Annotated in this window: 20 protein-coding genes; 9 read left to right on the top strand and 11 right to left on the bottom strand. The window is 66.8% G+C overall.

Annotated features, from left to right (window positions below; all coding sequences use genetic code 11):
* Positions 1-53 precede the first annotated feature (53 nt).
* Positions 54-656: a glycoside hydrolase family 19 protein gene (locus AC1DS0_RS21370; protein ID WP_476816286.1), complete on the bottom strand. Its 603-nt coding sequence runs from the start codon at positions 654-656 to the stop codon at positions 54-56.
* A gap of 134 nt (positions 657-790) precedes the next feature.
* Between AC1DS0_RS21370 and AC1DS0_RS21365 the strand changes: the two genes are divergently transcribed.
* On the top strand, positions 791-2,095 hold the full coding sequence (locus AC1DS0_RS21365; RefSeq protein WP_476816285.1) for an aminotransferase class V-fold PLP-dependent enzyme: 1,305 nt from the start codon (positions 791-793) through the stop codon (positions 2,093-2,095).
* Positions 2,096-2,274: 179 nt separating this feature from the next.
* On the opposite strand, the gene AC1DS0_RS21360 is transcribed toward AC1DS0_RS21365, so the two are convergent.
* From AC1DS0_RS21360 to argH, 4 genes are all read right to left on the bottom strand, one after another.
* Positions 2,275-4,983 (bottom strand): TIGR02302 family protein, encoded by a 2,709-nt coding sequence (locus AC1DS0_RS21360; RefSeq protein ID WP_476816284.1) that lies wholly within the window; start codon positions 4,981-4,983, stop codon positions 2,275-2,277.
* 134 nt (positions 4,984-5,117) lie between these two features.
* A complete protein-coding gene (gene lysA / locus AC1DS0_RS21355) occupies positions 5,118-6,407 on the bottom strand; it encodes a diaminopimelate decarboxylase (protein ID WP_476816283.1) in 1,290 nt (429 codons plus the stop codon).
* 7 nt (positions 6,408-6,414) lie between these two features.
* The gene (gene lptM / locus AC1DS0_RS21350) at positions 6,415-6,675 is read right to left on the bottom strand and encodes an LPS translocon maturation chaperone LptM (RefSeq protein ID WP_326875698.1); all 261 of its coding nucleotides are present in this window, start codon (positions 6,673-6,675) and stop codon (positions 6,415-6,417) included.
* A 76-nt stretch (positions 6,676-6,751) separates the two neighbouring features.
* Positions 6,752-8,152, bottom strand: coding sequence for an argininosuccinate lyase (argH, locus tag AC1DS0_RS21345; RefSeq protein WP_476816282.1), 1,401 nt, complete (start codon positions 8,150-8,152; stop codon positions 6,752-6,754).
* Between the two features lie 31 nt (positions 8,153-8,183).
* Here argH and tlpA point away from each other — a divergent pair, with 31 nt between their 5' ends.
* From tlpA to AC1DS0_RS21325, 4 genes are all read left to right on the top strand, one after another.
* Complete coding sequence (gene tlpA, locus AC1DS0_RS21340; protein WP_476816281.1) at positions 8,184-8,813, top strand: thiol:disulfide interchange protein TlpA; 630 nt, start codon at positions 8,184-8,186, stop codon at positions 8,811-8,813.
* 169 nt (positions 8,814-8,982) lie between these two features.
* On the top strand, positions 8,983-9,975 hold the full coding sequence (locus AC1DS0_RS21335; RefSeq protein WP_476816280.1) for a hypothetical protein: 993 nt from the start codon (positions 8,983-8,985) through the stop codon (positions 9,973-9,975).
* Positions 9,976-10,043: 68 nt separating this feature from the next.
* Entirely contained in the window at positions 10,044-11,774 is a 1,731-nt protein-coding gene (locus AC1DS0_RS21330) for a carbamoyltransferase family protein (protein ID WP_476816313.1), read from the top strand.
* 50 nt (positions 11,775-11,824) lie between these two features.
* Positions 11,825-12,433 (top strand): ATPase, encoded by a 609-nt coding sequence (locus AC1DS0_RS21325; protein WP_476816279.1) that lies wholly within the window; start codon positions 11,825-11,827, stop codon positions 12,431-12,433.
* A gap of 7 nt (positions 12,434-12,440) precedes the next feature.
* On the opposite strand, the gene grxD is transcribed toward AC1DS0_RS21325, so the two are convergent.
* The 3 genes from grxD to purL all read right to left on the bottom strand — a co-directional run bounded on the left by grxD (position 12,441) and on the right by purL (position 15,343).
* A complete protein-coding gene (gene grxD, locus AC1DS0_RS21320) occupies positions 12,441-12,776 on the bottom strand; it encodes a Grx4 family monothiol glutaredoxin (protein WP_091836387.1) in 336 nt (111 codons plus the stop codon).
* Between the two features lie 47 nt (positions 12,777-12,823).
* Complete coding sequence (locus tag AC1DS0_RS21315) at positions 12,824-13,060, bottom strand: BolA/IbaG family iron-sulfur metabolism protein (RefSeq protein WP_476816278.1); 237 nt, start codon at positions 13,058-13,060, stop codon at positions 12,824-12,826.
* Positions 13,061-13,132: 72 nt separating this feature from the next.
* Complete coding sequence (purL, locus tag AC1DS0_RS21310; protein WP_476816277.1) at positions 13,133-15,343, bottom strand: phosphoribosylformylglycinamidine synthase subunit PurL; 2,211 nt, start codon at positions 15,341-15,343, stop codon at positions 13,133-13,135.
* 161 nt (positions 15,344-15,504) lie between these two features.
* Here purL and AC1DS0_RS21305 point away from each other — a divergent pair, with 161 nt between their 5' ends.
* On the top strand, positions 15,505-15,717 hold the full coding sequence (locus AC1DS0_RS21305) for a type II toxin-antitoxin system VapB family antitoxin (protein WP_476816276.1): 213 nt from the start codon (positions 15,505-15,507) through the stop codon (positions 15,715-15,717).
* Positions 15,714-16,103: a type II toxin-antitoxin system VapC family toxin gene (gene vapC, locus AC1DS0_RS21300; RefSeq protein WP_476816275.1), complete on the top strand. Its 390-nt coding sequence runs from the start codon at positions 15,714-15,716 to the stop codon at positions 16,101-16,103. Before AC1DS0_RS21305 ends, vapC begins: the two co-directional genes overlap by 4 nt.
* A 16-nt stretch (positions 16,104-16,119) precedes the next feature.
* Here the strand turns inward: vapC and AC1DS0_RS21295 are convergent, their stop codons facing one another.
* Genes AC1DS0_RS21295 through AC1DS0_RS21285 form a run of 3 tightly spaced genes read right to left on the bottom strand, consistent with a single transcriptional unit; the run spans position 16,120 to position 19,296 of the window.
* On the bottom strand, positions 16,120-16,560 hold the full coding sequence (locus tag AC1DS0_RS21295; protein ID WP_476816274.1) for an acyl-CoA thioesterase: 441 nt from the start codon (positions 16,558-16,560) through the stop codon (positions 16,120-16,122).
* Positions 16,557-17,441 (bottom strand): methyltransferase domain-containing protein, encoded by an 885-nt coding sequence (locus tag AC1DS0_RS21290; RefSeq protein WP_476816273.1) that lies wholly within the window; start codon positions 17,439-17,441, stop codon positions 16,557-16,559. Before AC1DS0_RS21290 ends, AC1DS0_RS21295 begins: the two co-directional genes overlap by 4 nt.
* 13 nt (positions 17,442-17,454) lie before the next feature.
* On the bottom strand, positions 17,455-19,296 hold the full coding sequence (locus AC1DS0_RS21285; RefSeq protein WP_476816272.1) for a M3 family oligoendopeptidase: 1,842 nt from the start codon (positions 19,294-19,296) through the stop codon (positions 17,455-17,457).
* A 202-nt stretch (positions 19,297-19,498) separates the two neighbouring features.
* On the opposite strand from AC1DS0_RS21285, the gene AC1DS0_RS21280 reads away from it, so the two are divergent.
* Together AC1DS0_RS21280 and AC1DS0_RS21275 are read left to right on the top strand one after the other, a co-directional pair.
* Positions 19,499-20,989 carry a sigma-54-dependent transcriptional regulator gene (locus tag AC1DS0_RS21280; protein ID WP_476816271.1) on the top strand — a complete coding sequence of 497 codons (1,491 nt, stop codon included), beginning with the start codon at positions 19,499-19,501 and terminating at the stop codon, positions 20,987-20,989.
* A 150-nt stretch (positions 20,990-21,139) separates the two neighbouring features.
* Positions 21,140-23,023 (top strand): L,D-transpeptidase family protein, encoded by a 1,884-nt coding sequence (locus AC1DS0_RS21275; RefSeq protein ID WP_476816270.1) that lies wholly within the window; start codon positions 21,140-21,142, stop codon positions 23,021-23,023.
* Positions 23,024-23,097 lie beyond the last annotated feature (74 nt).

Below are 23,097 nucleotides of genomic sequence, written 5' to 3'. Positions count from 1 at the left end.
ATCGCGGTGGGCCGTGATCAGGATCGGCGTTGAGCCGGGCCTCCTGCCTCGCCCTAGAACCAGATCCCCTTCGCCGTCGTCAGCAATTGACGGCGCTCGGCGAGGCCGTTCAAGCCGCCATTGATCAGCTGGGTGACGCGAGCCGCGTCGTCGCGGTCGGCGGCGGCGTTGATCTTGCGGTCGCGCCAATAGGCGAAGGCGATCTGCACCGAGATGCGCGGATCGAGCGCCAGCTCCGGCCGCCCCTCCAGATCGATGTTTAGCATCCGGCCGATGCGCTTGTAATTGGCGCGGCCGGTGAGCTGGAAGATGCCGCGCCCATGATAGCGCGCCCCGTCGCCGGGCTCGGTGTTGCCGAGATCCTCGCGGCCTTCGTATTTGGCGAACTGCTTCTTCCCGCCCTTTTCCTCGAGCGTGCGGAAGCGGTCGGTCTCATAGGCTGCCTGCGCCAGGAAATGGCAGACGCGCAGCGGGGTCGTCAGGTCGGCCTCGGCCGCGAGCCGCGTGAAATGCAGGGCGACATTGCCCATGATCTCGGCCTTGCCGATCGGCGCAAGGCGCGAGAGCCGCTCGAAGCTGACGGCAAGATCCGGCGGCCGCGGAGCCTGCGGCTCCTCGACCGGTACGTCCTCGGCTGGCGATCCCTGCATCGACATGGCGGCACTCCTGTTGCGCGTTTGCGCGAGTATGCATCGGTTTCGCGGTGCGGGGATAAGTTCGCTTGCAGTACCGTCATGGCCCTGAAACAGCCGGCGTTTAGCGAGGGCGCCCGCCCCAAGGAACGCCCGCCATGACCAACGACACCGCTCTCAATCGCCGCGCATTGCTCGCCGGCCTCGGCACCGCCGCTCTCGCTGCTGCCGCGGCAGCGCCCGCCCTCGCCCGCTCGCTGCCCGCGCTGCCGACCAGCAACCACGGCACCGACACCGGCTATTGGGATGCGGTCCGGCGCCTCTACAGCGTCACGCCCGACATGGTGAACCTGGAGAACGGCTATTGGGGGATCATGGCCGAGCCGGTGAAGGCCGAATTCAAGCGCCTGACCGACTTCGTGAATTTCGAGAACACGGTCTACGCCCGCAGCAAGATCGGCCAGGATCTCGACAATGTCCGCACGCCGCTGGCCGATTTCCTCGGCGTCGCCCGCGAGGAGATCGCGCTGACCCGCGGCGCCACCGAGGCGCTGCAGACGCTGATCGCCGGCTACAACAAGCTGAAACCCGGCGACGGCGTACTCTATGCCGATCTGGACTATGATTCGATGCAGTACGCGATGAACTGGCTGAAGAACCGGCGCGGCGTCGAGGTCGCGAAGTTCGACATCCCCGAACCGGCGACCAAGGCCAATGTGCTCGCGGCCTATGAGGCCGCACTCAACGCCAACCCGAAGACCAGGCTGCTGCTGCTCACCCATATCAGCCACCGCACCGGGCTGATGGTGCCGGTCAGGGAACTCGCCGCCATGGCCAAGGCGCGCGGCATCGACGTCATCCTCGACGCGGCCCATAGCTGGGGCCAGGTCGACTTCAAGGCGAGGGATCTCGGCGTCGACTTCATCGGCTTCAACCTGCACAAATGGATCGGCGCGCCGCTCGGCGTCGGCCTGATCTACATCGCGCGCGAGCGGCTGGCCGACATCGATACCCATTACGGCGACGAGGATTTCAAGCCGGACGATGTCCGCTCGCGCATTCACACCGGCACCCCGAATTTCGCCGCTCAGCTCACCATCCCGGCCGCTTTGGCATTGCACCAGGAGGTCGGCCCGCAGGCCAAGGAGGCGCGCTACCGCCATCTGCGCAATTACTGGGTCGCCAGGGCGCGTGAGCTGAAAGGCGTCGAGATCCAGACGCCTGACGATCCCGAGATGGTTGCCGGCATCACCTCCTTCGCACTCACCGGCAAGCGCTCAGCCGCCGACTGCAACGCCGTCGTCGCGGCGCTGCGCGACCAGCATAAGGTGATGACGGTGCGCCGCGGCGGCGTCGCCAAGGGCAACACCATCCGCATCTCGCCGGCGCCCTATCTGACGGAAGCCGATCTTGACCGCTTCATCGCGGCGCTCGCGGTGGTTTCGGGCAACCGGGCGGGCTGAGCGGCCAGTACCGCAACCGTCTTTCCGGGGCATGCCGAAGGCATGAGCCCGGAATCCATGAACACAGGTCATCGCAATTAAAGCGCGGTGATCGCCGCGTTCCACTTAGCTGCGACGGAGTTCATGGATTCCGGGCTCGCCGCTGCGCGGCGCCCCGGAATGACGGTGAAACAGCGGGATCAATTCCGTCGCAGCAGGCGCTCGAGATAATCGAGCTCCTCGGTCGGCCGCAGCGGGTCGCCGAGGCGCCGCCGCAGCTCTTCGAGGATGCGCCGCGCCCGTTGGGTCGCGCTCTCGTCGGCACCCGGAACGCGCACGCGGCCATCGGCCCAATCGCGCTGGCGCTGCGGCCGCCCGAGCGGATCGTTGTTGTCGCTCTGCTGCGCCGAAGGTCGGCCGGCCGGGCGCCCATCCGGATCGCCATAGGCGTTGTCGTTGCCTTCGCCCTCGCCGGGCTCGCCCTGCATCTGCTGGGCGAGGTTCTGGCCGCCTTTGCGCAGCGCCTCGAGCGCGCGACCTTGCGAGTCGACTGCCGACCCCTCCTGGCCCTGGCCGAGCTGGCCCTCGGCCTCGCGCATCGCATCCTCGGCCTCGCCGAGTTCGCCGGGATCGGCGCCCATGCCGCGCATCCGCCGCTGCAGGTCCTGCAGCCGCTCGCGCAAGGCCTGCTGGCGCTGCGACAAGCCTTGCTGCCCCTGGCCCTGCCCGCCTTCGGCGTTCTGACCGTCCTCGCCCTCGCCGTCCTCCCCCTGCTGCTGCCCGGGTTGCTGGCCACGCTGGCCGCGCTGGCCCTGCTGCCCTTGCTGGCGCTGGCCCTGCTGGCCGGGACGCGCCTGCTGCTGGCCGGGGCGGCGGCCCTGCTGGGTGCGGTTCTGGTTCTGCTGGTCCTGCTGATAGGTCTCGTCGCGCAATTGCTGCTGCTCGCGCGTCATCCGGTCGAGATCGCCCAACGCCTGGTTCATCTCGCGCTGGCGCGGGTCCTGCTGGCCGGGGCGTGCCGTCTTGAGGTTGTTGAGGAGGTTGTTGAGCTCCTCCATCAGGCGCTGCGCCTCGGCCATGTCGCCGCGCTTGGTCAGCTCCTCGATGCGGTTGAGCATGTTCTGCAGGTCGCGCGGCGTCACCGTGCGGAAATTCTCCGGCAGCCGCGCCTGGTTCTGCTCGCCGTTCTGCTGCTGGCGCTGCCATTGCTGGGCAAGCTCGCGCATGTACTGGTCCATGGCGCGGCGCAGATCCTCGGTGAGCTTCTTCATCTCCTCTTCGGAGGCACCGCGCTCCAGCGCCTGCGCCAGGTTCTCCTGCGCGGCCCGCAGCGCCTTTTCGGCATCCGAGAGGTCGCCATCCTCGAGCTGCAGCGCGAAGGCCCACATCATCTCGGCGGCATCGCGCAACTGGTCGTCGCTAGCGGCGCGGCGCAGTCGCTCGCCGATCATGCGCATGCCGAGATAGACGCCGGTCTCCTTCATGAAGCGGTCGGGCTCGATCATCAGCGCGTCGAGCGCAAGCTGAACGTTCTTGCGATTGTCGACGTCCATGACGAGCTTGCGCCGCTGCTCGACCAGTGCCTTGGCCAGCGGCTTGGTGAAGGTCCGCTGCGGCAGCACGACCTCGATGGTCTCGCTGCGCCCTTCCTGCCCGGTCTCGTCGCGCGCCAGGAGGCTCATATTGACCTTGGCGCCGGCCCAGGGATGGGCCGAGAAGTCGACCGTGTTCTTCATCTCATCGTCGCCGGAACCGGAGGGCGGCACCGGCAGCACCTGCTTGGGCGCATCGACCAGCGAGCGGCCGCCCGTAATCGGCCCGACACGCGAGACCAGCATCTCGGCCGAGGCGATGCCGTAATCGTCCTTGGCGCGATAGCTGAGGCCGAGCCCACCCTGCACGCCGCTGACGGGCTTGGGCGCATCGGCGAAGGCGATCTCCGGCTTCTGGTCGATGATCGCGTGCAGGCTCAAGGTCTGCGCCGGCGCGCCCGAGCCGGTGATGCGCAAGGTGCCGTCGCCGGCGACGAGATAGCGTTTCTCGGTCACCGCGACCGTATTCGGCGGCGCCGCCTTGGCCTGCGCCGGCCTGGCGTCTCCGGATTTTGCTTCGCCGGGCTTGCCCTCGACCGGTACGGCATCGAGCCGGCCGGTGGTCGCGACATCCATGCCGCTCTTGCCGGCGATGCGCACCACCACCGTCGACTTCTCGGGCACATTGAAATTCGGGCTCGCCAGCCTGGCGAAGTCGAGCAGGATCGGCGGCATGCGCGTATAGGAAGGCGGGTCGATCCAGGCATCGATCCGGACCGCAGCGGCCGCAAGCGCAGGTCCACGCCAGTCGAAAGCGGCGGCGAGCCGCGGCAGGGCCTCGTGCCCGGCGACGAAGAAGCCGGCGACGGCTGCAACCAGGGGCGCTGTACGCAGCGCCCGCCTGTCACGCCCGGCCATGCGCGGCTGCGGCGGCGCGACCTTCAGCGCCGCGACATGGGCGCTCTGGCGTTGCAGATGCAGCGTCCACAACGCCTGCGAGACCGGATCCTTGCCGCCGACCGCGAGCGTATCCTCAAGCGAGGTCGCCGGACGGTGAGCTCCATCCATCGAGTGATCGAGCCGGGTCAGCGCCTCGCGGCGGCTGGGCCAGCGGCCGGTGACGGCCGGCCAGAAGCTTCCCAGCAGGAGCAGTGCAAAGATGGCGGAGCCGGCAGCCCGGCCCCACCAGGGCAGGTGCAGCCAGAGCCCGAACCAGGAGACGGCGAGGAAGGCGAGGACGACACAGAGCGGCGCCCACAGCTTCGGCCAGAGGCGCTCCCAGGCGAGAGACAGCCGCGAGGCCGCAGTGAGCCGCTCCAGCCTCTTGCGGGTCGTGCCAACCGAATCTGGCGCCGTGCGGCGCGGTGCTTCGCTCATCCGATGCTCCGGGCCGCCCCCCGCGGCGCCTCTCCTAGCTTCATCGATCGAAGAGAGAGGCTAACACGGGAATGTGGCGTGACCAGCGTCGAAGCGCCACGCCCCACAGGTGCTCCGGGAAATGTGAAGCAGACTCAGGGCAGCCAGGGCGGCGCGCGATCCGTGCCGATCAGCTCTTCATAGGTCTGGCGCGGTCGCGTCACCGCGAATTTGTCGCCCTTCACCAGCACTTCGGCGACCAGCGGGCGCTGGTTGTAGGTCGACGACATGCTGGCGCCATAGGCGCCGGCCGTCATGAAGGCGATGAGGTCGCCCGGCTTCAGCGCGGCGAGTTCGCGTCCGGTGGTGAAGGTGTCGCCTGATTCGCAGATCGGCCCGACCACGTCATAAGCGATCGTCTTGCCGTCCTCCGCCGGCTCCGCCACCGGCCAGATCTCGTGATAGGCCTCGTACATTGCCGGCCGCATCAGGTCGTTCATCGCTGCATCGACGACGAGGAATTCCTTGGTCGGGCGCGGATTGAGGTGGAGCACCTTCGTCAGGAGGATGCCGGCATTGCCGACGATCAGGCGTCCCGGCTCGAAGCCGAGCTCGGCATCGAGCCCTTGCATCAGCTTGGCGACCATTCCGGCATAGGCTTCGATCAACCCCGGGCCATGGTCGAAATTCCTGGGGACCTCGTAGGGGATGCCGAGCCCGCCACCGAGGTCGAGCCGGTCGACGCGGTGCCCTTCGGCCCGCAGCGCCAGCACGAGATCGCGCATCTTGGTGTAGGCCGCTTCGAAAGCATCGACCTCTCGGATCTGGCTGCCGATATGCACGGCCAGGCCCATGATCCTGACACCCGCCATATTGGCGGCGCGGGCATAGAGCCGGTGCACCTCCTCGAAGGAGACGCCGAACTTATTGGCCGACGAACCGGTGGTAATCTTGGCGTGGCCGCCAGCACCGATATCGGGATTGACCCGGAACACCGCCTCCTGGCGCTTGCCCAGCCGCTGCGCCACCTTCGACAAAAGGTCGAGTTCGCCTTCGGTCTCGATATTGACCTGGTAGATGCCGGCCTCGACAGCGAAGGCGAGCTCGCTCTCAGCTTTGCCGACACCGGAAAAGACGATCTTGCTGGCCGGGAAGCCGGCGGCGAGCGCCTTGCGGATTTCGCCCTCGGAAACCGTGTCGGCGCCGGCGCCGAGCGCGGCGAGTGTCTTCAGCACGCCGAGATTGCTGTTCGCCTTCATGGCGTAGAAGACATGTGCCGGCTTGCCCGGTGCGGTCGACGCCATCGCCGCCTCATAGAGGCGGTAATGCCGCTCGATCGTCGCCGAGGAATAGACATAGACCGGCGTTCCGACCTTATCCGCGATCTCGCGCAGGTCGACATCCTCGGCGAAGAGCGCGCCGTCGCGATAGGCGAAGTGATGCATTGAGAACTCAGAGCAACGGGTCGAGCACGAAAGGCTTCTCGGGAACCTCGATCGCCTTGTTGCGCTTCGGCGGCTTGCCGAGCGGCGAAGCCTCCGAAGCGTTGAAGCTGTTCTCGACGGCGCCGGTCTGCTGATCCGGCAGGTCGATTGCATTCTTGGCGTTAGGAGGCGGTTCGAGCGGGCCGCGGCGGCCGCAAGCCGCGAGCGCGAGGCCGAGCAGGCCGACCACCAGCACGGTGCGGCCGAATTTCAGGCGGGATTGCGGCACGAACGATGATCCTTAGGCGAAGCTTCGGGACGAGTGTAGCGAATGGCGCGCAAGCTTGCGAGCCTTTGCGCCGGGATCATGATTGCGGCTTCGCGTCCTTGGCGAGCTGCTTCAGCCAGCGCTTGGCCTGCCGCTTCACATTGGCGGGAGCGGTGCCGCCATAGCTGGTGCGGCTCTTCACCGACCGCTCGACGCCGAGCACGGCGAAGATCTCGTCGCTGATCTTGGGCTCGACCTCCTGCATCTCGGCAAGCGAGAGCTTCTCGAGCCCCACGCCCTTGCCCGAGGCGATGCCGACGAGCCGGCCGGTGACGTGATGGGCGTCGCGGAATGGCATCTTCAGCACCCGCACCAGCCAGTCGGCGAGATCGGTGGCGGTGGCGTAGCCGAGCCCGGCCGCCTTCTTCATCGTCTTCAGGTCCGGCTGCATGTCGCGGACCATGCCGGCGCTGGCGGCGAGGCAGAGCGACAGGGTCTGCACCGAGTCGAAGGTGCCTTCCTTGTCTTCCTGCATGTCCTTCGAATAGGTCAGCGGCAGGCCCTTCATCGTCGTCAGCAGGCCCTGCAGCGCCCCGAAGACGCGCCCCGCCTTGCCGCGCACCAGTTCGGCCGCGTCGGGATTGCGCTTCTGCGGCATGATCGAGGAGCCGGTCGAGAACTTGTCGGAGAGCTTGACGAAGCCGAACTGCGGCGTCGCCCACAGCACAATCTCCTCGGCGAGGCGCGACAGGTGCATGGCGCAGATCGAGGCGGCAGAGAGCGTCTCCAGCACGAAATCGCGGTCCGAGACCGAATCGAGCGAGTTCGCCGTCGGACGGGCGAAGCCGAGCGCCTTGGCGGTCATGTGCCGGTCGATCGGGAAAGAGGTGCCGGCGAGCGCGGCGGCGCCGAGCGGGGATTCGTTCATGCGCTCGCGGGCATCACGAAGACGGCTGCGGTCGCGCGCCAGCATCTCGACATAAGCGAGCAGATGGTGGCCGAAGGTGACCGGCTGCGCCGACTGCAGATGGGTGAAGCCCGGCATCACGGCGCCGGCATAAGCATCGGCCTTCTCGGCGAGCGCGAGCTGCAGGTCGGCGACCTGCTCGTCGAGCTGGTCGAGCGCATCGCGCACCCACAGGCGCATGTCGGTCGCGACCTGGTCGTTGCGCGAGCGGGCGGTGTGCAGGCGCCCGGCCGCGAGCCCGATCCGCTCCTTGAGATTGCTCTCGATGTTCATGTGGATGTCCTCGAGCGCGCGCGAGAACGTGAAGCGCCCGGCCTCGATCTCGGCCTCGATCCCCTTGAGTCCGGCGGAGATCACGTCCACGTCCTCCTTCGTCAGGATGCCGGTCTCAGCCAGCATGGCGGCGTGCGCCAGCGAGCCGCGGATGTCCTGGCGCCATAGGCGCTGGTCGAAATCGATGGAGGCGTTGATCTCCTCCATGATGGCGTCTGGACCTGTGGCGAAACGCCCACCCCACATGCGGTTGCTCACGGCGGTCTTTCCTGCTCTTCAAGGACGCGCGATGACGTCTCGGTTGAAAATTGTGGCGGCCTGCGGGGCCCTGGCGCTGCTGGTGTTTGGCGGCGCTGGCGCCTTCTACTCCGTGCGAGGCGGAGCCGGCAATTCCACTTGCAGCGCCGCCGCGACGAAGGTCGAGGCGTTGCGCCCCCTGGCGAAGGGCGAGGTCGCCGCCGTCGAAGTCGCCAAGCAGCCGGCGCTGCTGCCCGATCTCGTCTTCAACGGACCCGACGGCAAGTCGACGAGCCTCTCGGCCTTGCGCGGCAAGACCGTGCTGGTCAATCTCTGGGCGACCTGGTGCCTGCCTTGCCTGACCGAGATGCCGGCGCTCGATGCGCTCCAGGGCGCGCTCGGCGGTCCGGATTTCGAGGTGGTGGCGATCAACATCGACACGCGCCATCCCGACAAGCCGAAAAAATGGCTGGCCGACAAGGCCATCTCCCGCCTCGCCTATTATGCCGACCCGCAGGCCAAGGTCTTCCAGGACATCCGCTCCGTGAAGAAGGTCGAGGGCATGCCGATCAGCCTGCTGATCGACCCTGCCGGCTGCGAGCTCGCTCTGCTGCAGGGTCCGGCGGAATGGGCCGGCGCCGACGCCAAGGCGCTGATATCAGCCGCGATCGGCCGGCGCTGACCTTCACCCTCCGTCGATCACGCCACTGACACACGCAAGAGCGGCAAGCGGCGCAAGGCCTCATCCTTCGATCATGAGATCGCGGGATGCGAACCTCTATCCGCTCAGCCAGTTGCAACATGACCCGCGTCGGCGACGCGGACACCACCGACCGTACAGGAGCGATGCGATGATCCGAATCGACTTGGGCACAGTGCGCCATGCCGCCCGAATAGCCCTTCGGCTGGCCATGGGAGGCTTGCTCGCCGCCGGGTTGGCCGTAACCGCGCAGGCGCAGGATCGAACCGCGATCTCGGGCACGACGGTCTCGCTGGCGCCACTGAAGGGCTTCGCACCTTCGACCAAGTTTGCCGGCCTGGAGAACACCGAGGCGAAGGCATCCGTGCTCGTCGTCGAGATGCCGCCTGAGGCGCATGCGCAACTGTCGGCGCTGTTCAACAATCTCGAGACCGCCAAGACGAACTTCGCCAAGCAGAACATCCTGATCGACGAAGCCGAGGACATCGAGACGGCCGGCGGCAAGGGCCGCATCCTGACCGGCCAGCAGAATGTCGCCGGCACCACCTTCGACAAGTGGATCGTGCTGCTAAAGGGCGCCAAGACCGTGATGATCACGGTGCAATCGCCGGAGGATTCCGATCTCGATGGTGACGACGTCGTCACCATGCTGAAGAGCGTCTCGCTCGGCGCCGAGCCGACGCTCGACCAGAAGCTCGCCGCCTTGCCCTTCCGCGTCCGCGCCACCGAGCCTTTCCGCGTCGTCGACACCTTCGGCGGCCTTGGCGTGCTGATGACCTCGGGCCCGCTGAACGTCGACCCCAAGGGCAGCCAGCCCATGCTGATCGTCAGCTACCAGACGGGCGGCCAGGTCGCGGCCGGCCAGCTTGCTGCCGTCGCCGAGAAGCTGCTGCAGACGACGCGCGGCTTCGAGAAGGCCGAGATCACCAAGCGCGACACCGTCGCCTTCGCTGGCAGCAAGGACGGCGTCCTTCTCTCGGGTAAGACCGGGGAAGGCGGCGCCGGCAAGCGCTTCGTCCAGTATATCGGCCTGGGTGCCGACGGCCGCTTCGTGCGCCTGATCGTCAGCGCCGACGAAGCGACCTATCCCTCGCTGGAGCCGGCGATCAAGGCGATCGCGGACAGCATCGCCTTCGCCCAGTGACCGGCGCCTGACGTCACCGATCTGCAACATTTGCCATGGCCGGCCGGCTGCTCCATACGCTGCCGGCCATGAGCTACACCATCGGCCTCGCCACCACGTTCCACGACCCTGCCATCGCCATCATCGATCCCGGCGGCGAGGTCCTCTTCGCCGAGGCCACCGAGCGCTATCTGCAATACAAGCGCGCCCCGAACTGCGAGCCGGACACGGCTGTGCGGATGGAAAGCCTGCTCAAGCGCTATATTCCCAGGGGCGCCGAGATCAGGCTCGCGACCAGCTGGGGCGAGGAGTTCACCGGTTTCCTCGACCAGATGAGTCGCGCCGGCTCGTTCAGCCTCGACTCACTGCTGAAGCTTTCGCCCGCCTTCAATCGTTCGCTCGTGCCCGAGCGCAGCGAGCGCGCCTTGATCGCCAATCTGCACCACCAGCAGCAGCGCGCCGGCCTCGGCACCCTGCTCGGCCTCGACCGCGCCTTCGGCGAGGCGAAGGTCACCGGGATGAAGCGCTATGGCCACCATCTCAGCCATGCCGCCTATGCCTCCTGGTCCTCGCCCTTCCGCGATGCCGCCTGCCTCGTCGTCGACGGCATGGGCGAGACCGGGGCTTCGGCGATCTTCGCGCTCAGGGATGGCCGCCTCACCGAGCTGAAGCGCCATCGCGGCCGCGAATCGATCGGCTTCTATTTCGGCTTCGTTACCGATCTCGCCGGCTTCGACCAGGCCAAGGGCGAGGAATGGAAGATCATGGGCCTCGCGCCCTATGGCAAAAGCGATCCTGAGCTGCTCGCGCTGCTGCGCAGGCTCTATCGCGTCGAAGGCACCAAGCTCATCTTCTCCGATGCCGCGACGGTCCAGCAGGTCGCCGACGAGATCCTGGCTCGCCGGCCGGCCGATGCGCTCGACAAGGGCTGGGCCGATCTCTCACGCTGCGGCCAGGACGTCTTCGCCGAGATGATGGAGGCGCTGCTCGCCGAGACGGCGGCGCTCTACCCGTCGGAAAACCTCGTGCTCGCCGGTGGCTGCGCGCTCAACTCCTCCTTCAACGGCAAGATCGTCGGCCGCCACGGCTTCAAGCAGGTTTATGTTCCCTCCGCCCCCGCCGATGACGGCAACGCGATCGGCGCCGCCTGGCTCGCCCATGCCGAGGCCAATCCGGGCTGGCAGGCGCCGAAGGGGCCGATGAGCCCCTATCTCGGCTCGTCGCTGTCGACCGAGCCGTTCAAGCGCATGGCGGCCTGGGAGCCGCGACTGAAGAAGCTCTCGCCTGACGAGATCATCACCGCGACGGCCAAGCTCCTGGCCGAGGGCAAGCTCATCGGCTGGGCCCAGGGACGGGCCGAGTTCGGGCCGCGCGCCCTTGGTAACCGCTCGATCCTGGCTGATCCCCGCCCTGCCGACGCCAAGGACATCCTCAACGCCAAGGTGAAGTACCGCGAGGCCTTCCGGCCCTTCGCACCCTCGATCCTGGCCGAGCACGGCCCCGACTGGTTCGAGAACTACCAGGATGCGCCCTATATGGAGCGCACCCTGACCTGGAAGGAAGCGGTGCGCGAGCGCGTTCCCGCCGTCGTCCACGAGGATGCGACCGGGCGCCTGCAGAGCGTCACGGCAGAGCGCAACCCGCGCTATCACGCGCTGATCTCGGCCTTCCACGCGCTCACCGGCGTGCCCGTGATCCTCAACACCTCGTTCAACATCATGGGCAAGCCGATCCTGCACACGAGCGAGGATGCGATCCTGATGTTCTATACGAGCGGGCTCGATGCGCTGGTGGTCGAGGACTGGCTGCTGGTGAAGTGATCTGCTGCCCGACCATGGCCTGCGATGTCGGAGCGTGTTAGCCAAGCGAAATGACAGCCCAACAACCGCAGTTCTGGATTGTCGCCGGGCCTAACGGTGTCGGCAAGACCACTTACGCCTTCCGGCACATCAAGGCCGTTTCGGGCAGCACAAGCTTCGTCAATCTCGACGAGATCGCGCGCGGCCTTTCCCCACTCGACCCGTCGGCCGAGCAGCAACGCGCGGCCCGTGTGGCGCTGGCGATGACCCGGTCGCTGATCGCAGAAGGGCGCTCGTTCTCGATCGAGACGACCTTGTCGGGCAAGACGCATCTGCGCACGATCACTGCCGCGCGCGAAGCCGGCTTCGCGATCAACCTGCTCTTCTTCCTGGTCGCCTCGCCGGAAGTGTCGCTGTCGCGCATCGCCCGCCGCGTCAGCGAAGGTGGGCATGACGTCGCCGAAGCCGATGTGCGCCGCCGCTTCGATAGGGCGATCTCGAACCTGCCGATCTATATCGGCACCGTCGATCAGTGGCGCGTCTTCAACAACGCCACATTGCGCCCGCAGGTTGTCGCCGAAGGACGGCGAGGCTGCCTCGCTCTCCTTGAACGATCCGACAACCTGCCGAAGGCGCTCTGGAGCGCCCTCGACTCATTGCCCGCCTGCGCCGAAGCTTGAGCGAGGCTCAGCTCGCCTGCTTGACGGCGATGCCCTTCTCTTCGAGCAGCGCCTGCAATTCGCCGGCCTGGAACATCTCGCGGGTGATGTCGCAACCGCCGACGAACTCGCCTTTGACGTAGAGCTGCGGGATGGTCGGCCAGTTCGAATAGGCCTTGATGCCCTCGCGGATCTCCTGGTCCTCGAGCACGTTGACGCCCTTGAACGGCACGCCGACGTAGGAGAGTATCTGCACGACCTGGCCGGAGAAGCCGCACATCGGGAATTGCGGCGTGCCCTTCATGAAGAGCACCACGTCGCTGGACTTCACTTCGGCGTCGATACGGGCGTTCACATCGCTCATGGCTTTATCTCCAAATGCGGGTTCAAGGCCCGCCGGATGAACTCGTTCTAATCTTGGGGAACCGTCGTCGTCAGCGCAAGGGCATGCAGTACGCCGCCCATGTTTCCTTGCAAGGCGGCATAGACCATCTGGTGCTGCTGCACGCGTGACTTGCCCTTGAAAGCGGCCGAGGTCACCGTCGCGGCATAGTGGTCGCCATCGCCGGCGAGATCCTTGATCTCGACGATGGCGTCGGGGAACGCCGCCTTGATCATGCGCTCGATCTCGCTTGCTTCCATCGCCATGGCGATCTCCTCAAAGCATTTTCAAGCGAAGTGGAAACCGGTTCGCGTGAAGAAAATGCGTCAAAACAAACTCTATCCGGCCTTGCCGGCCATGTAGTCCGGCAGCCAGCTTTCATGGGTCTTGCGCAGGGCGGCGACCGAGACGGCGGCTTCGCCCGGCAGGGCAAGCTCACTGCCGCCGGTCTTGCCGATGATCTCAGCCGGCACGCCTGCGGCCTTCGCTTCGGCAACGACCGCCTCGGCAGCGTCGGCCGGCAGCGAGAGCAGGTAACGGCCCTGATCCTCGCCGAACAGCACCGCATGAGCCGGCCCCGCGGGCAGAGCCGCGATGGTGGCCCCGATGCCCTTCGCCATCGCCATCTCGGCGAGCGCGACGGCAAGACCGCCATCCGAGAGGTCATGACAGGCGCTGAGCCGGCCCGCGGTGATCAGCCGGCGCACGAACTCGCCATTGCGGCGCTCGACCGTAAGATCGACCGGCGGCGGCGCGCCCTCCTCGCGACCACAGACCGTCGCGAGATAGGATGACTGGCCGAGCCAGCCCTTGGTCTCGCCGATCAGCACGATCGCCTCGCCCTCGGCCTTGAAGCCGATGGTCGCATGCTTCGTCACATCAGCGAGCACGCCGACGCCGCCGATGGTCGGAGTCGGCAGGATCGAGACGCCGTTGGTCTCATTGTAGAGCGAGACGTTGCCGGAGACGACCGGGAAGTCGAGCGCCTTGCAGGCCTCGCCAATGCCGCGGATGCAACCGACAAGCTGGCCCATCACTTCCGGCCGTTCGGGATTGCCGAAGTTGAGATTGTCGGTGATGGCGAGCGGCAGGGCGCCGACCGCGGTCAGGTTGCGCCAGGCTTCGGCCACCGCCTGCTTGCCACCCTCGAACGGATCGGCCTCGCAATAGCGCGGCGTCACGTCGGCGGTCATGGCGAGGCCCTTCGGCCCGTCCTCGATCCGCACGATGCCGGCATCGCCGCCCGGCGTCACCGCCGAGTTGCCGAGGATCAGCGTATCGTACTGCTCGTAGATCCAGCGCTTCGACGAGAGATCCGGCGAGCCGACCAGCGCAAGCAGCGCCTCGGTGTTCGACATCGGAGGCGTCACGCTCGCCGCTTCGACCACTGGCCGCTTCGGTGTCTCGACCCAGGGCCGGTCGTATTCGGGAGCCTCGTCGCCGAGTTCCTTGATCGGCAGATCGGCCATCGTCTCGCCGTCATGCTTGACGACGAAGCGCAACGTGTCGGTGGTCTTGCCGACGACGGCGAAGTCGAGGCCCCATTTGCGGAAGATCGCCTCTGCCGGCTCCTCATGGCCGGGCTTGATCACCATGAGCATGCGCTCCTGGCTTTCCGAGAGCATCATCTCATAGGCGCTCATCTGCTCTTCGCGGCAGGGCACCGCGTTGAGATCAAGTTCGACGCCGAGGTCGCCCTTGGCTCCCATCTCGACCGCCGAGCAGGTCAGGCCGGCCGCGCCCATGTCCTGGATCGCATCGACATGGCCGGCAGCCATGATCTCGAGGCAGGCTTCGAGCAGCAGCTTCTCGGCAAAGGGGTCGCCAACCTGCACGGTCGGGCGCTTCTCCTCGGCACCTTCGCCGAAAGCGGCCGAGGCCATGGTCGCGCCATGGATGCCGTCGCGGCCGGTCTTGGAGCCGAGATAGACGATCGCCTTACCGACGCCCGAGGCCTTGGCGTAGAAGATCTCGTCGGAACGCGCGAGGCCGACCGCCATGGCGTTGACCAGGTTGTTGCCGTCATAGCGGCGATGGAAGCCGGTGGCGCCGCCGACATTGGGCACGCCGAAGGAGTTGCCGTAGCCGCCGATGCCGGCGACGACGCCGGAAACGAGATGGCGAGTCTTGGGATGGCTTGGATCGCCAAAGCGCAGCGCGTCGAGCACCGCGATCGGCCGAGCCCCCATGGTGAAGACGTCGCGCAGGATGCCGCCGACACCCGTCGTCGCGCCCTGATAAGGCTCGATGAAGGACGGGTGATTATGGCTCTCCATCTTGAAGACCACGGCGAGGCCATCACCAATGTCGATGACGCCGGCATTCTCGCCCGGCCCCTGGATCACCCAGGGCGCCTTGGTCGGCAGCGTCTTCAGATGGATCTTGGACGACTTGTACGAGCAGTGCTCGTTCCACATCGCCGAGACGATGCCGAGCTCGGTGATCGACGGCTCGCGCCCGATCAGGTGCAGGAAGCGCTGGTACTCGTCCGGCTTGAGGCCGTGCTCGGCGACCAGCTGCGGGGTGATCTTGATGTCGTTGGGAATCACGCGGCCTGTTCCTGACGGAGGGGGCGAGCCAAGGGCTCGATCTCAAGCGGGGGCAATAGCCTAAAAGCAGCGGGTGAGACAATCGCGATGGGAGCCCGCCAATTGAGTGATCGCCATATGATGTGTATGATGAGCGCGATCCTTACACATCGAGGCGATACATGCGCACCAATATCGAGCTCGACGACGAGCTTTTGGCCGAGGCGATGGAAGCGACAGGCTTGCCTACCAAGCGCGCGACCGTCGAGGAAGCACTACGAAAGCTCGTCCAGGAACACCGGCGGCGGCGGGCCCTGGAAGACCTGCGCGGACTTGGTTGGGAAGGCGATCTTGATGCAATGCGGCTTGGCGAGCCTGACCATCGGCAGAAATGATAGTCGTCGACACCTCGGTTTGGATTTCTCTGCTGCGCGATCGGGACACACCGCAGGTCGAGCGGCTGCTTACGATCCGTAACCGATCGGAAATCCTCCTTCCTGATCTAGTGTTGCTCGAATTACTGCAAGGGAGCCGCGACGATCGACATGCGGCCCGAATCGAGCGCGACCTCAGTGTCTTCGAACAAGTCGCGATCTCCAGCCTAGAGCTGGCACCGATTGCCGCCGGCCATTATCGACGACTCCGCACGCGCGGCATCACGATCCGCAAGACGGTCGACCTGATCATCGCCAGCTACTGCATCGCGCATGGCCACCATCTACTGCATCAGGATCGCGATTTCGATCCTCTCGCCGAGCATTGCGGTTTGCTTATCGCGTGAGCGACTGCTGCAGCGCCTACCCCACCCCGATCTCCGCCATGGCCGCCCGCAGCTTCGCCGGGATCGGCACCGGCGTCTGCGAGCCGCGCTCGACATAGACATGGGTGAAGAGGCCCTGAGCCGCCGTGAGCGCGCCGCCCTGCCGGAAGATGCCGATCCGGTAGGTCACCGAGGAGCGGCCGAGTTTTTCGACGGCGAGCGCCCCCTCGACCACCTCCGGGAAGGCGACGCTCTCGAAATAGTCGCAGCGCGTGCCGACCACGAGGCCGACGATCTTGCTCTCCTTCACGTCGAGAAAGCCCTGCTCGATCAGCCAGGCGTTCACCACCGTGTCGAACCAGTTGTAGTAGATCACATTGTTGACATGGCCGAAGACGTCGTTGTCGGCCCAGCGCGTCGGGATCGTGCGGAACAGGCGGAAATCGGCCCGCCCGAGCCTGACCGGTCTTTCGCTCACCGCTCTTTCCCGCCCGCCTTGTCGCCCGTGCCTATCTCGGGAACGCCGAGCGCGTCCGCCAGCCGCGCCTTGGCCGAACCGGGCCGCAGCGGCTTCTGCTGGCTCTCATGCGGCGCCCAGCCGGAGAGCCAGACGATCTCGAAAGTCGCGCGCAGGCGCCCATCGGGATCGGAAAAGCGCTCGGCATAGAGTTCGGCCGCCCGCAGCAGCACGGCTCGCCGCAGCGGTTTGCGGCTGCGCTCGGTCAGCGCATTGGCCCAGCCCATGGCGCGCAGATCGCGCAGCAGCCCGAACATGTCGCCATAACGGACGGTGACGCTCTCGCTGTCGATGACGGGCAGTGCGAAGCCGGCGCGCTGCAGCAACCCTCCGAGGTCACGCAGATCGGCGAAAGGCGCGACGCGCGGGCTCGCTCCGCCTGTCAATTCGACCTCGGCCGCGAGCAATGATTGGCGCAATTCAGTCAGGCTCTGGCCGGCGAGCAGACAGGCGATGAAGAGCCCGTCCGGCCTGAGTGCCCGTTTGATCTGAATGAGGGCGCCGGGCAGGTCATTGACCGCATGCAGCGCCAGCAAGGAGGCCGCGAGGTCGAGCGATTCCGCGGCGAATGGCAGCGCTTCAAGATCGCCAACGACAGTGGTGCCGGCTTCCGCGACCTCGGCCATGCGTAGCAGGTCGCTCGCCCTCGCCTGCAGCACCGGTCCCACCAATGGCAGCGGCGTGCCGAGATCAGCCGCACGCTCGAAGCGGCGCAGCACGGCCGAGAGCCGCTCGTCAAGATCGGCGGCGCAGCGCGCCAGCAGGAAATCCGGATAGCCGGCCGCAAGCGCTGCCGTAAGGCGGCGGCGATAGAGCGCGCGGTCGAAGACGACTGAGCTCACCGCGCGCCCCGCCTCACTCCATCCCCTCCAGCTCGACGATCAGCCCTTCGATCATCTTGAGTCCGATCTGCCAGAAGGCCGGATCACGCGCATCGAGGCCGAACGGCTTCAGCAGCTCGGAATGATGCTTGGTGCCACCGGCAGAGAGCAGCGCGAAATAGCGCTCCTGAAAGCCCGAGGCGGAGTTCTGGTAGACGCCGTAGAGCGAGTTCACCAGGCAGTCGCCGAAGGCATAGGCGTAGACGTAGAAGGGCGAGTGGATGAAGTGCGGGATATAGGCCCAGAAAGTCTCGTAGCCCGGCCCAAGCCGGATCGCCGGCCCGAGGCTCTCCGACTGTACGCTGAGCCAGAGATCGCAGAGATTCTCGGCCGTCAGCTCGCCCTGCCGGCGGGCTTCATGGACCTTGCGCTCGAAGGAATAGAAGGCGATCTGGCGCACGACCGTGTTGATCATGTCCTCGACCTTGGCCGCCAGCATCGCCTTGCGCTGCTTCTGGTCGCGGGTCTCGTCGAGCAGCTTGCGGAAGGTCAGCATCTCCCCGAACACGCTCGCCGTCTCGGCCAGCGTCAGCGGCGTCGGCGCCATCAGCGCTCCGTTCGGCCCGGCCAGCACCTGGTGCACACCATGGCCGAGCTCATGCGCCAGCGTCATCACGTCGCGCGGCTTGCCCTGGTAATTGAGCAGCACATAGGGGTGCGCCGACGGCACGGTCGGATGCGCAAAGGCGCCGGGCGCCTTGCCCGGCCGCGCCGGCGCGTCGATCCAGCGCTCGTCGAAGAAGCGCTGCGCGATCCCCGCCATATCGGCTGAGAAATTGCCATAGGCCGAGAGCACGGTATCGCGCGCTTCGGTCCAGGGAATCGTGCGTTGCTCGACCTTGGGCAGCGGCGCGTTGCGATCCCAGTAGTCGAGCGTGTCCTGGCCGAACCAGCGCGCCTTCAGCTTGTAGTAGCGGTGCGACAGGCGCGGATAGGCCTCGCGCACCGCCGCAACCAGCGCATCGACCACCTCGCGCTCGACCCGGTTCGCCAGATGGCGGGAATCGGCGACGTCCTCGAACTTGCGCCAGCGGTCGGAGATCTCCTTGTCCTTGGCGAGCGTGTTGGTGATCAGGCCGAAGGTGCGCAAATGCTGGCGGAAGACGGTGCCGAGCACCTCCGCCGCCTCCTTGCGCACGGCGCCGTCGGCGTCCTGAAGCCGGTTCAGCGTCAGTTCGAGCGTGAGGTCGTCGCCGCCGACATTGAAGCGCAGAGAGGCAATGGTCTCGTCGAAGAGCCGGTTCCAGGCGCCATGGCCGGTGACCGACTTCTCATGGAAGAGCTCCTCGATCCGATCCTCGAGCTGGTGCGGCTTGTCCTTGGCAAGATCGTCGAGCCAGGGCTTCCAGTGGCTGAGCGGCGCCTGCACCGCAGCCTTGGCCAGCAGCGCCTCGTCGATCCGGTTGAGTTCGAGCCCGAAGAACAGCAGCTCGGTCGAGATCGCAGTGACCTTGTCCTGCGTGTCGCCATAGAACTTGGCGCGCTGCGGGTCGGTGGTCTCGCCGGAATAGACCAGGCCGGCATAGGACATGATCTTGCCGACCAGGTCCTCCAGGCCCTCATAGGCCCTGACCGCCTCGGCCAGCGCGGCGCTGGCATCCTCGCGCGCGGCGAGCACCGCGAGCTTGCCGCGATAGAGCTCGGCGAAGCGGCGCGCCTCGGTCGCGGCGCGCTCGACATCGGCCGCGAAGGCGGGCGAATCCATCGCCGGGTAAAGATGCGTCAGATCCCATTCCGGCAGGGCGCCGAGCGCCTCGGCCGCGCCTCCGACATGGGCGGCGCGTGCGATTGCGGGACGGTCGAACGGGCGGGTCATGAGCGGTCTGCCTCGGCCTGTCGGGATCGGTGGTGGCCCCCTCATATGCGCGGCCAGCGGCTCTCGATCAACGGTCGCGCTGCCACAGGCGCCCGATTTCCTGCAGGCTTCGCCGGCTTAAGCGGCGCTTAACCGTTCTCCCCGACAGTGACCCGAAACGGAACAGCCGATTCCGGCTAACCGTCTGGCCTGCCGAGGTTTCATGTCAGCCACCGTTCTCGTCGTCGACGACGATCCCGTCCAGCGCCGGCTGCTCGATGCGATGCTGAAGCGCTTCGGTTACGAGGTCGCGCTGGCGGAGGGCGGCGAGCAGGCTCTGGCGGTTCTCGTCGACGAATCGCGCCGTATCGACTGCCTGATCCTCGACCTCGTCATGCCCGGCCTCGACGGCATGGGCGTGCTCGCCGCGCTGCGCGAACGCGGCAGCGCGGTGCCGGTGATCGTCCAGACCGCCAACGGCTCGATCGAGACCGTGGTCACGGCGATGCGCGCCGGCGCCGTCGACTTCGTCGTCAAGCCGGCCGGTGCCGAACGCCTGCAGGTTTCGCTCAAGAACGCGCTCAAGCTCGGGGCGCTCGAGCACGAGATCCGCTACATGAAGCGGCGCGCCTCCGGCCAGCTCGGCTTCCGCGATCTCGCCAGCAAGAGCCAGGACATGGGCCGCGTCATCCAGCTCGCCGAACGCGCCGCCCGCTCCAACATCCCGATCCTGATCGAAGGCGAGTCCGGCGTCGGCAAGGAGGTTCTGGCCCGCGCCATCCAGGGCTCCAGCGACCGCCGGGGCAAGCCCTTCGTCACCGTCAATTGCGGCGCGATCCCGCACAACCTCGTCGAATCCATCCTGTTCGGCCATGAGAAGGGCGCCTTCACCGGCGCGACCGAGCGCCATATCGGCAAGTTCGTCGAGGCCCATGGCGGCACGCTCTTCCTCGACGAGGTCGGCGAATTGCCGCTCGATGCGCAGGTCAAGCTGCTGCGCGCCATCCAGGAGAGCGAGGTCGATCCGGTCGGCGGCAAGAAGTCGGTGCGCGTCGACATCCGCATCATCTCCGCGACCAACAAGAGCCTGCTGGAGCAGGTCAAGCGCGGCGAGTTCCGTGAGGACCTGTATTACCGCCTCAACGTCTTCCCGATCACCCTGCCGCCGCTGCGCCGGCGCCGGGAGGATGTGGCCGACCTCGCCCGCGGCTTCCTCGCCCGCTTCGCCGCCGAAGAGGGCCGCAAGCTGCGCGGCATCAGCGCCGAGGCTCTCTCCCTACTCGCCGACTATGACTGGCCCGGCAACGTCCGCCAGCTCGAGAACGCGATGTTCCGCGCCGTCGTGCTCTCCGATGGCGACGAGCTCACGATCGCCGAATTCCCACAGATCGCGGCGCAGATGGACGGATTCGACGTGCGCATCCCGCCGGCGCCGGCCTCCATTGCCAGCGAGCCGCGTGGCGAGGCGCCGCCCCGCGTCATCCAGGTGCCGGTCCGCGATCCCAATGCGCTCGACCTCGTCGCCGGCTCCGACATGCGCACGCTCGACGAGCTGGAGCGCGAGATCATCAAGTTCGCGCTCGCCCATTACCGCGGCCACATGTCCGAGATTTCGCGCAAGCTCGGCATCGGTCGCTCGACGCTCTACCGCAAACTCAAGGACTATGGGCTGATCGAAGGCGAGGACGCCGCCGACGGCGTCGACGCCGCCTGATCAGCCCGAATCGAAACGCGTTCTGCAACCCACAGGGGACGGGTTGCAGAGGGCGAATATCGGCCGCTGTTGTAGGGCGGCATCTTGTCGAAACAGGCCGAGTCACGCAGTTATCGGCGTGGATCGGCCAGGGACCGGGGAAGTTTATCGATGCGCCTGCGCCGCCTGGCGGAAACCGTCTCAGCCACCACGCTCGGCCTCTCGCTGCTCCTCGCCTCTGCGACCGCGCAGCAGGCAACGGGCGACATCGGCATGCCGCTGCCCGAGCAGCCGGCTCTGGTCATCCTGAACAGCGATACCGGGCAGCAGAAGCTCGACATCCCCGCCCCGGCGGAGGTGACGCTCGACCTGCGCCCATCCACCAATTCGCAATCGGCTGAAGCGGCCGAGGCTAAAGAGATGGTCACCGGCGCGCTCTCGACCAGGCCGGACCGTACTCCGACAGAGCTCGACCTCGACCTGCCCGAGCCGGAGATGCCGCCGGTCGATCCGGCCCTGGTGAAGCCGGCTGAACCCGCGCCGCAGCCGCAATTGGCCAGGCCCTCGCAGATCGACCTGCCGCCTCTTCCCGAAGTCGCGGTCACGATGCCGGCAGGCCTCGAACTCTCCGGCCGGATCGCGGCCCAGGCCGAGATCGCAGCCGCCCTCCCCCGCCTCTCCGCTCGCGAGCGGGCCGACATCGTCGCCGCTTATGCCGCCAACGAGAACCGGCCGTTCTGGATCGACGGCAAGGACCTTGGCGCGTCCGGCAAGCAGATCGTCGCGCAGCTCGGCCATGCCGGCGATGACGGCTTGCGCGCCGGCGACTATCTGCTCCCGGTCTTCGAGGGCAGCGACAAGGACAGCCTCGCGGCGGCCGATATCCGGCTCTCGGCGCTCGCCGTGCTCTATGCCCGCGACGCCCGCGGCGGCCGTCTCGACCCGCGCCGTCTGTCGAAGCTGATCACGCCGAAGCTCGAATTGCCGTCAGCGACCGAGGTACTGTCCGAGCTCGCCGGTGCGGCCGATGCCGGCGCAGTGCTGGCCGCCTATAATCCCCGGCACGCCGGCTATCAGCACCTGAAGGCCAAGCTCGCTGAATTGCGCGCCCACAAGCCGGAGACGCCGGTTGCCCGCGTCCCGGCCGGCCCCACCCTCAAGGTCGGCATGCGCGATGCCCGCGTCCCGCTGATCCGCGCCCGGCTCGGCCTCGGCAGCAGCGAGGAGCCGGTTTATGACCGCTCGACCGCGCTGGCTCTGGCCGACTTCCAGAAGCAGGCGGGCCTGCGCGCCGACGGCGTGCTCAGCGACCAGACCGTCGCCGCGCTCGCCATGCCGCGCTCGACCCGGCTGGAGAGCGACATCATCGCCCAGATGGAGCGCTGGCGCTGGCTGCCGAGCGATATCGGCGAAAACCGCATCGTCGTGAACATCCCCGAATACCGGATGCGCGTGATGCACGGCGACAAGCTCGCCTATGAGTCGCGCGTGATCGTTGGCAAGCCGGAATCGGCGACGCCGGTGTTCTCGCACCGGATGGAGCATGTCGTCGTCAATCCGTCCTGGTACGTGCCGCCCTCGATCCTGAAGAAGGAGTTCCTGCCCGGGCTCGCCAACGATCCGAACTATGCCGCCAGGCGCGGCTATGTCGTGACGCGGGCCAAGAACGGCAGCATCTCGGTGCGCCAGCCGCCGGGCGAGCGCAACGCGCTCGGCTGGATCAAGTTCATGTTCCCGAACGACCATGCCGTCTATCTGCACGACACGCCGAATCGCGGGCTGTTCGGCGCCGGCAAGCGCGCCTTCAGCCATGGCTGCGTGCGCGTCGAGAATCCGTTCGCCCTTGCCGATCAGGTGCTCGGGCCGGAATGGACGAGCGAGCGGCTGAAGCGGCTGATCGGCTCCGGCGAGCGCACCATCAAGCTGCCGCAGCCCCTGCAGATCCATCTCGTCTATGAGACGATCGTCGTAGACGCAGCCGGCGCCGTCACCACCTTCGACGATATCTACGGTTTCCACAGGCTGGTCAGGAACGCCCTCGAGCAACGTTCCTGACGGCTCCGGCCTGGGAAAAGTCCCATTCGGCACGGTTTCGCCACGATCTGCCGGTAGCGAGCAATCTTGCTTGC

Source organism: Allobosea sp. P4_H5 (assembly GCF_056400825.1).
The sequence above is the reverse complement of the archived record's forward strand: the minus strand, read 5'-3'. Positions and strand labels throughout refer to the sequence as shown.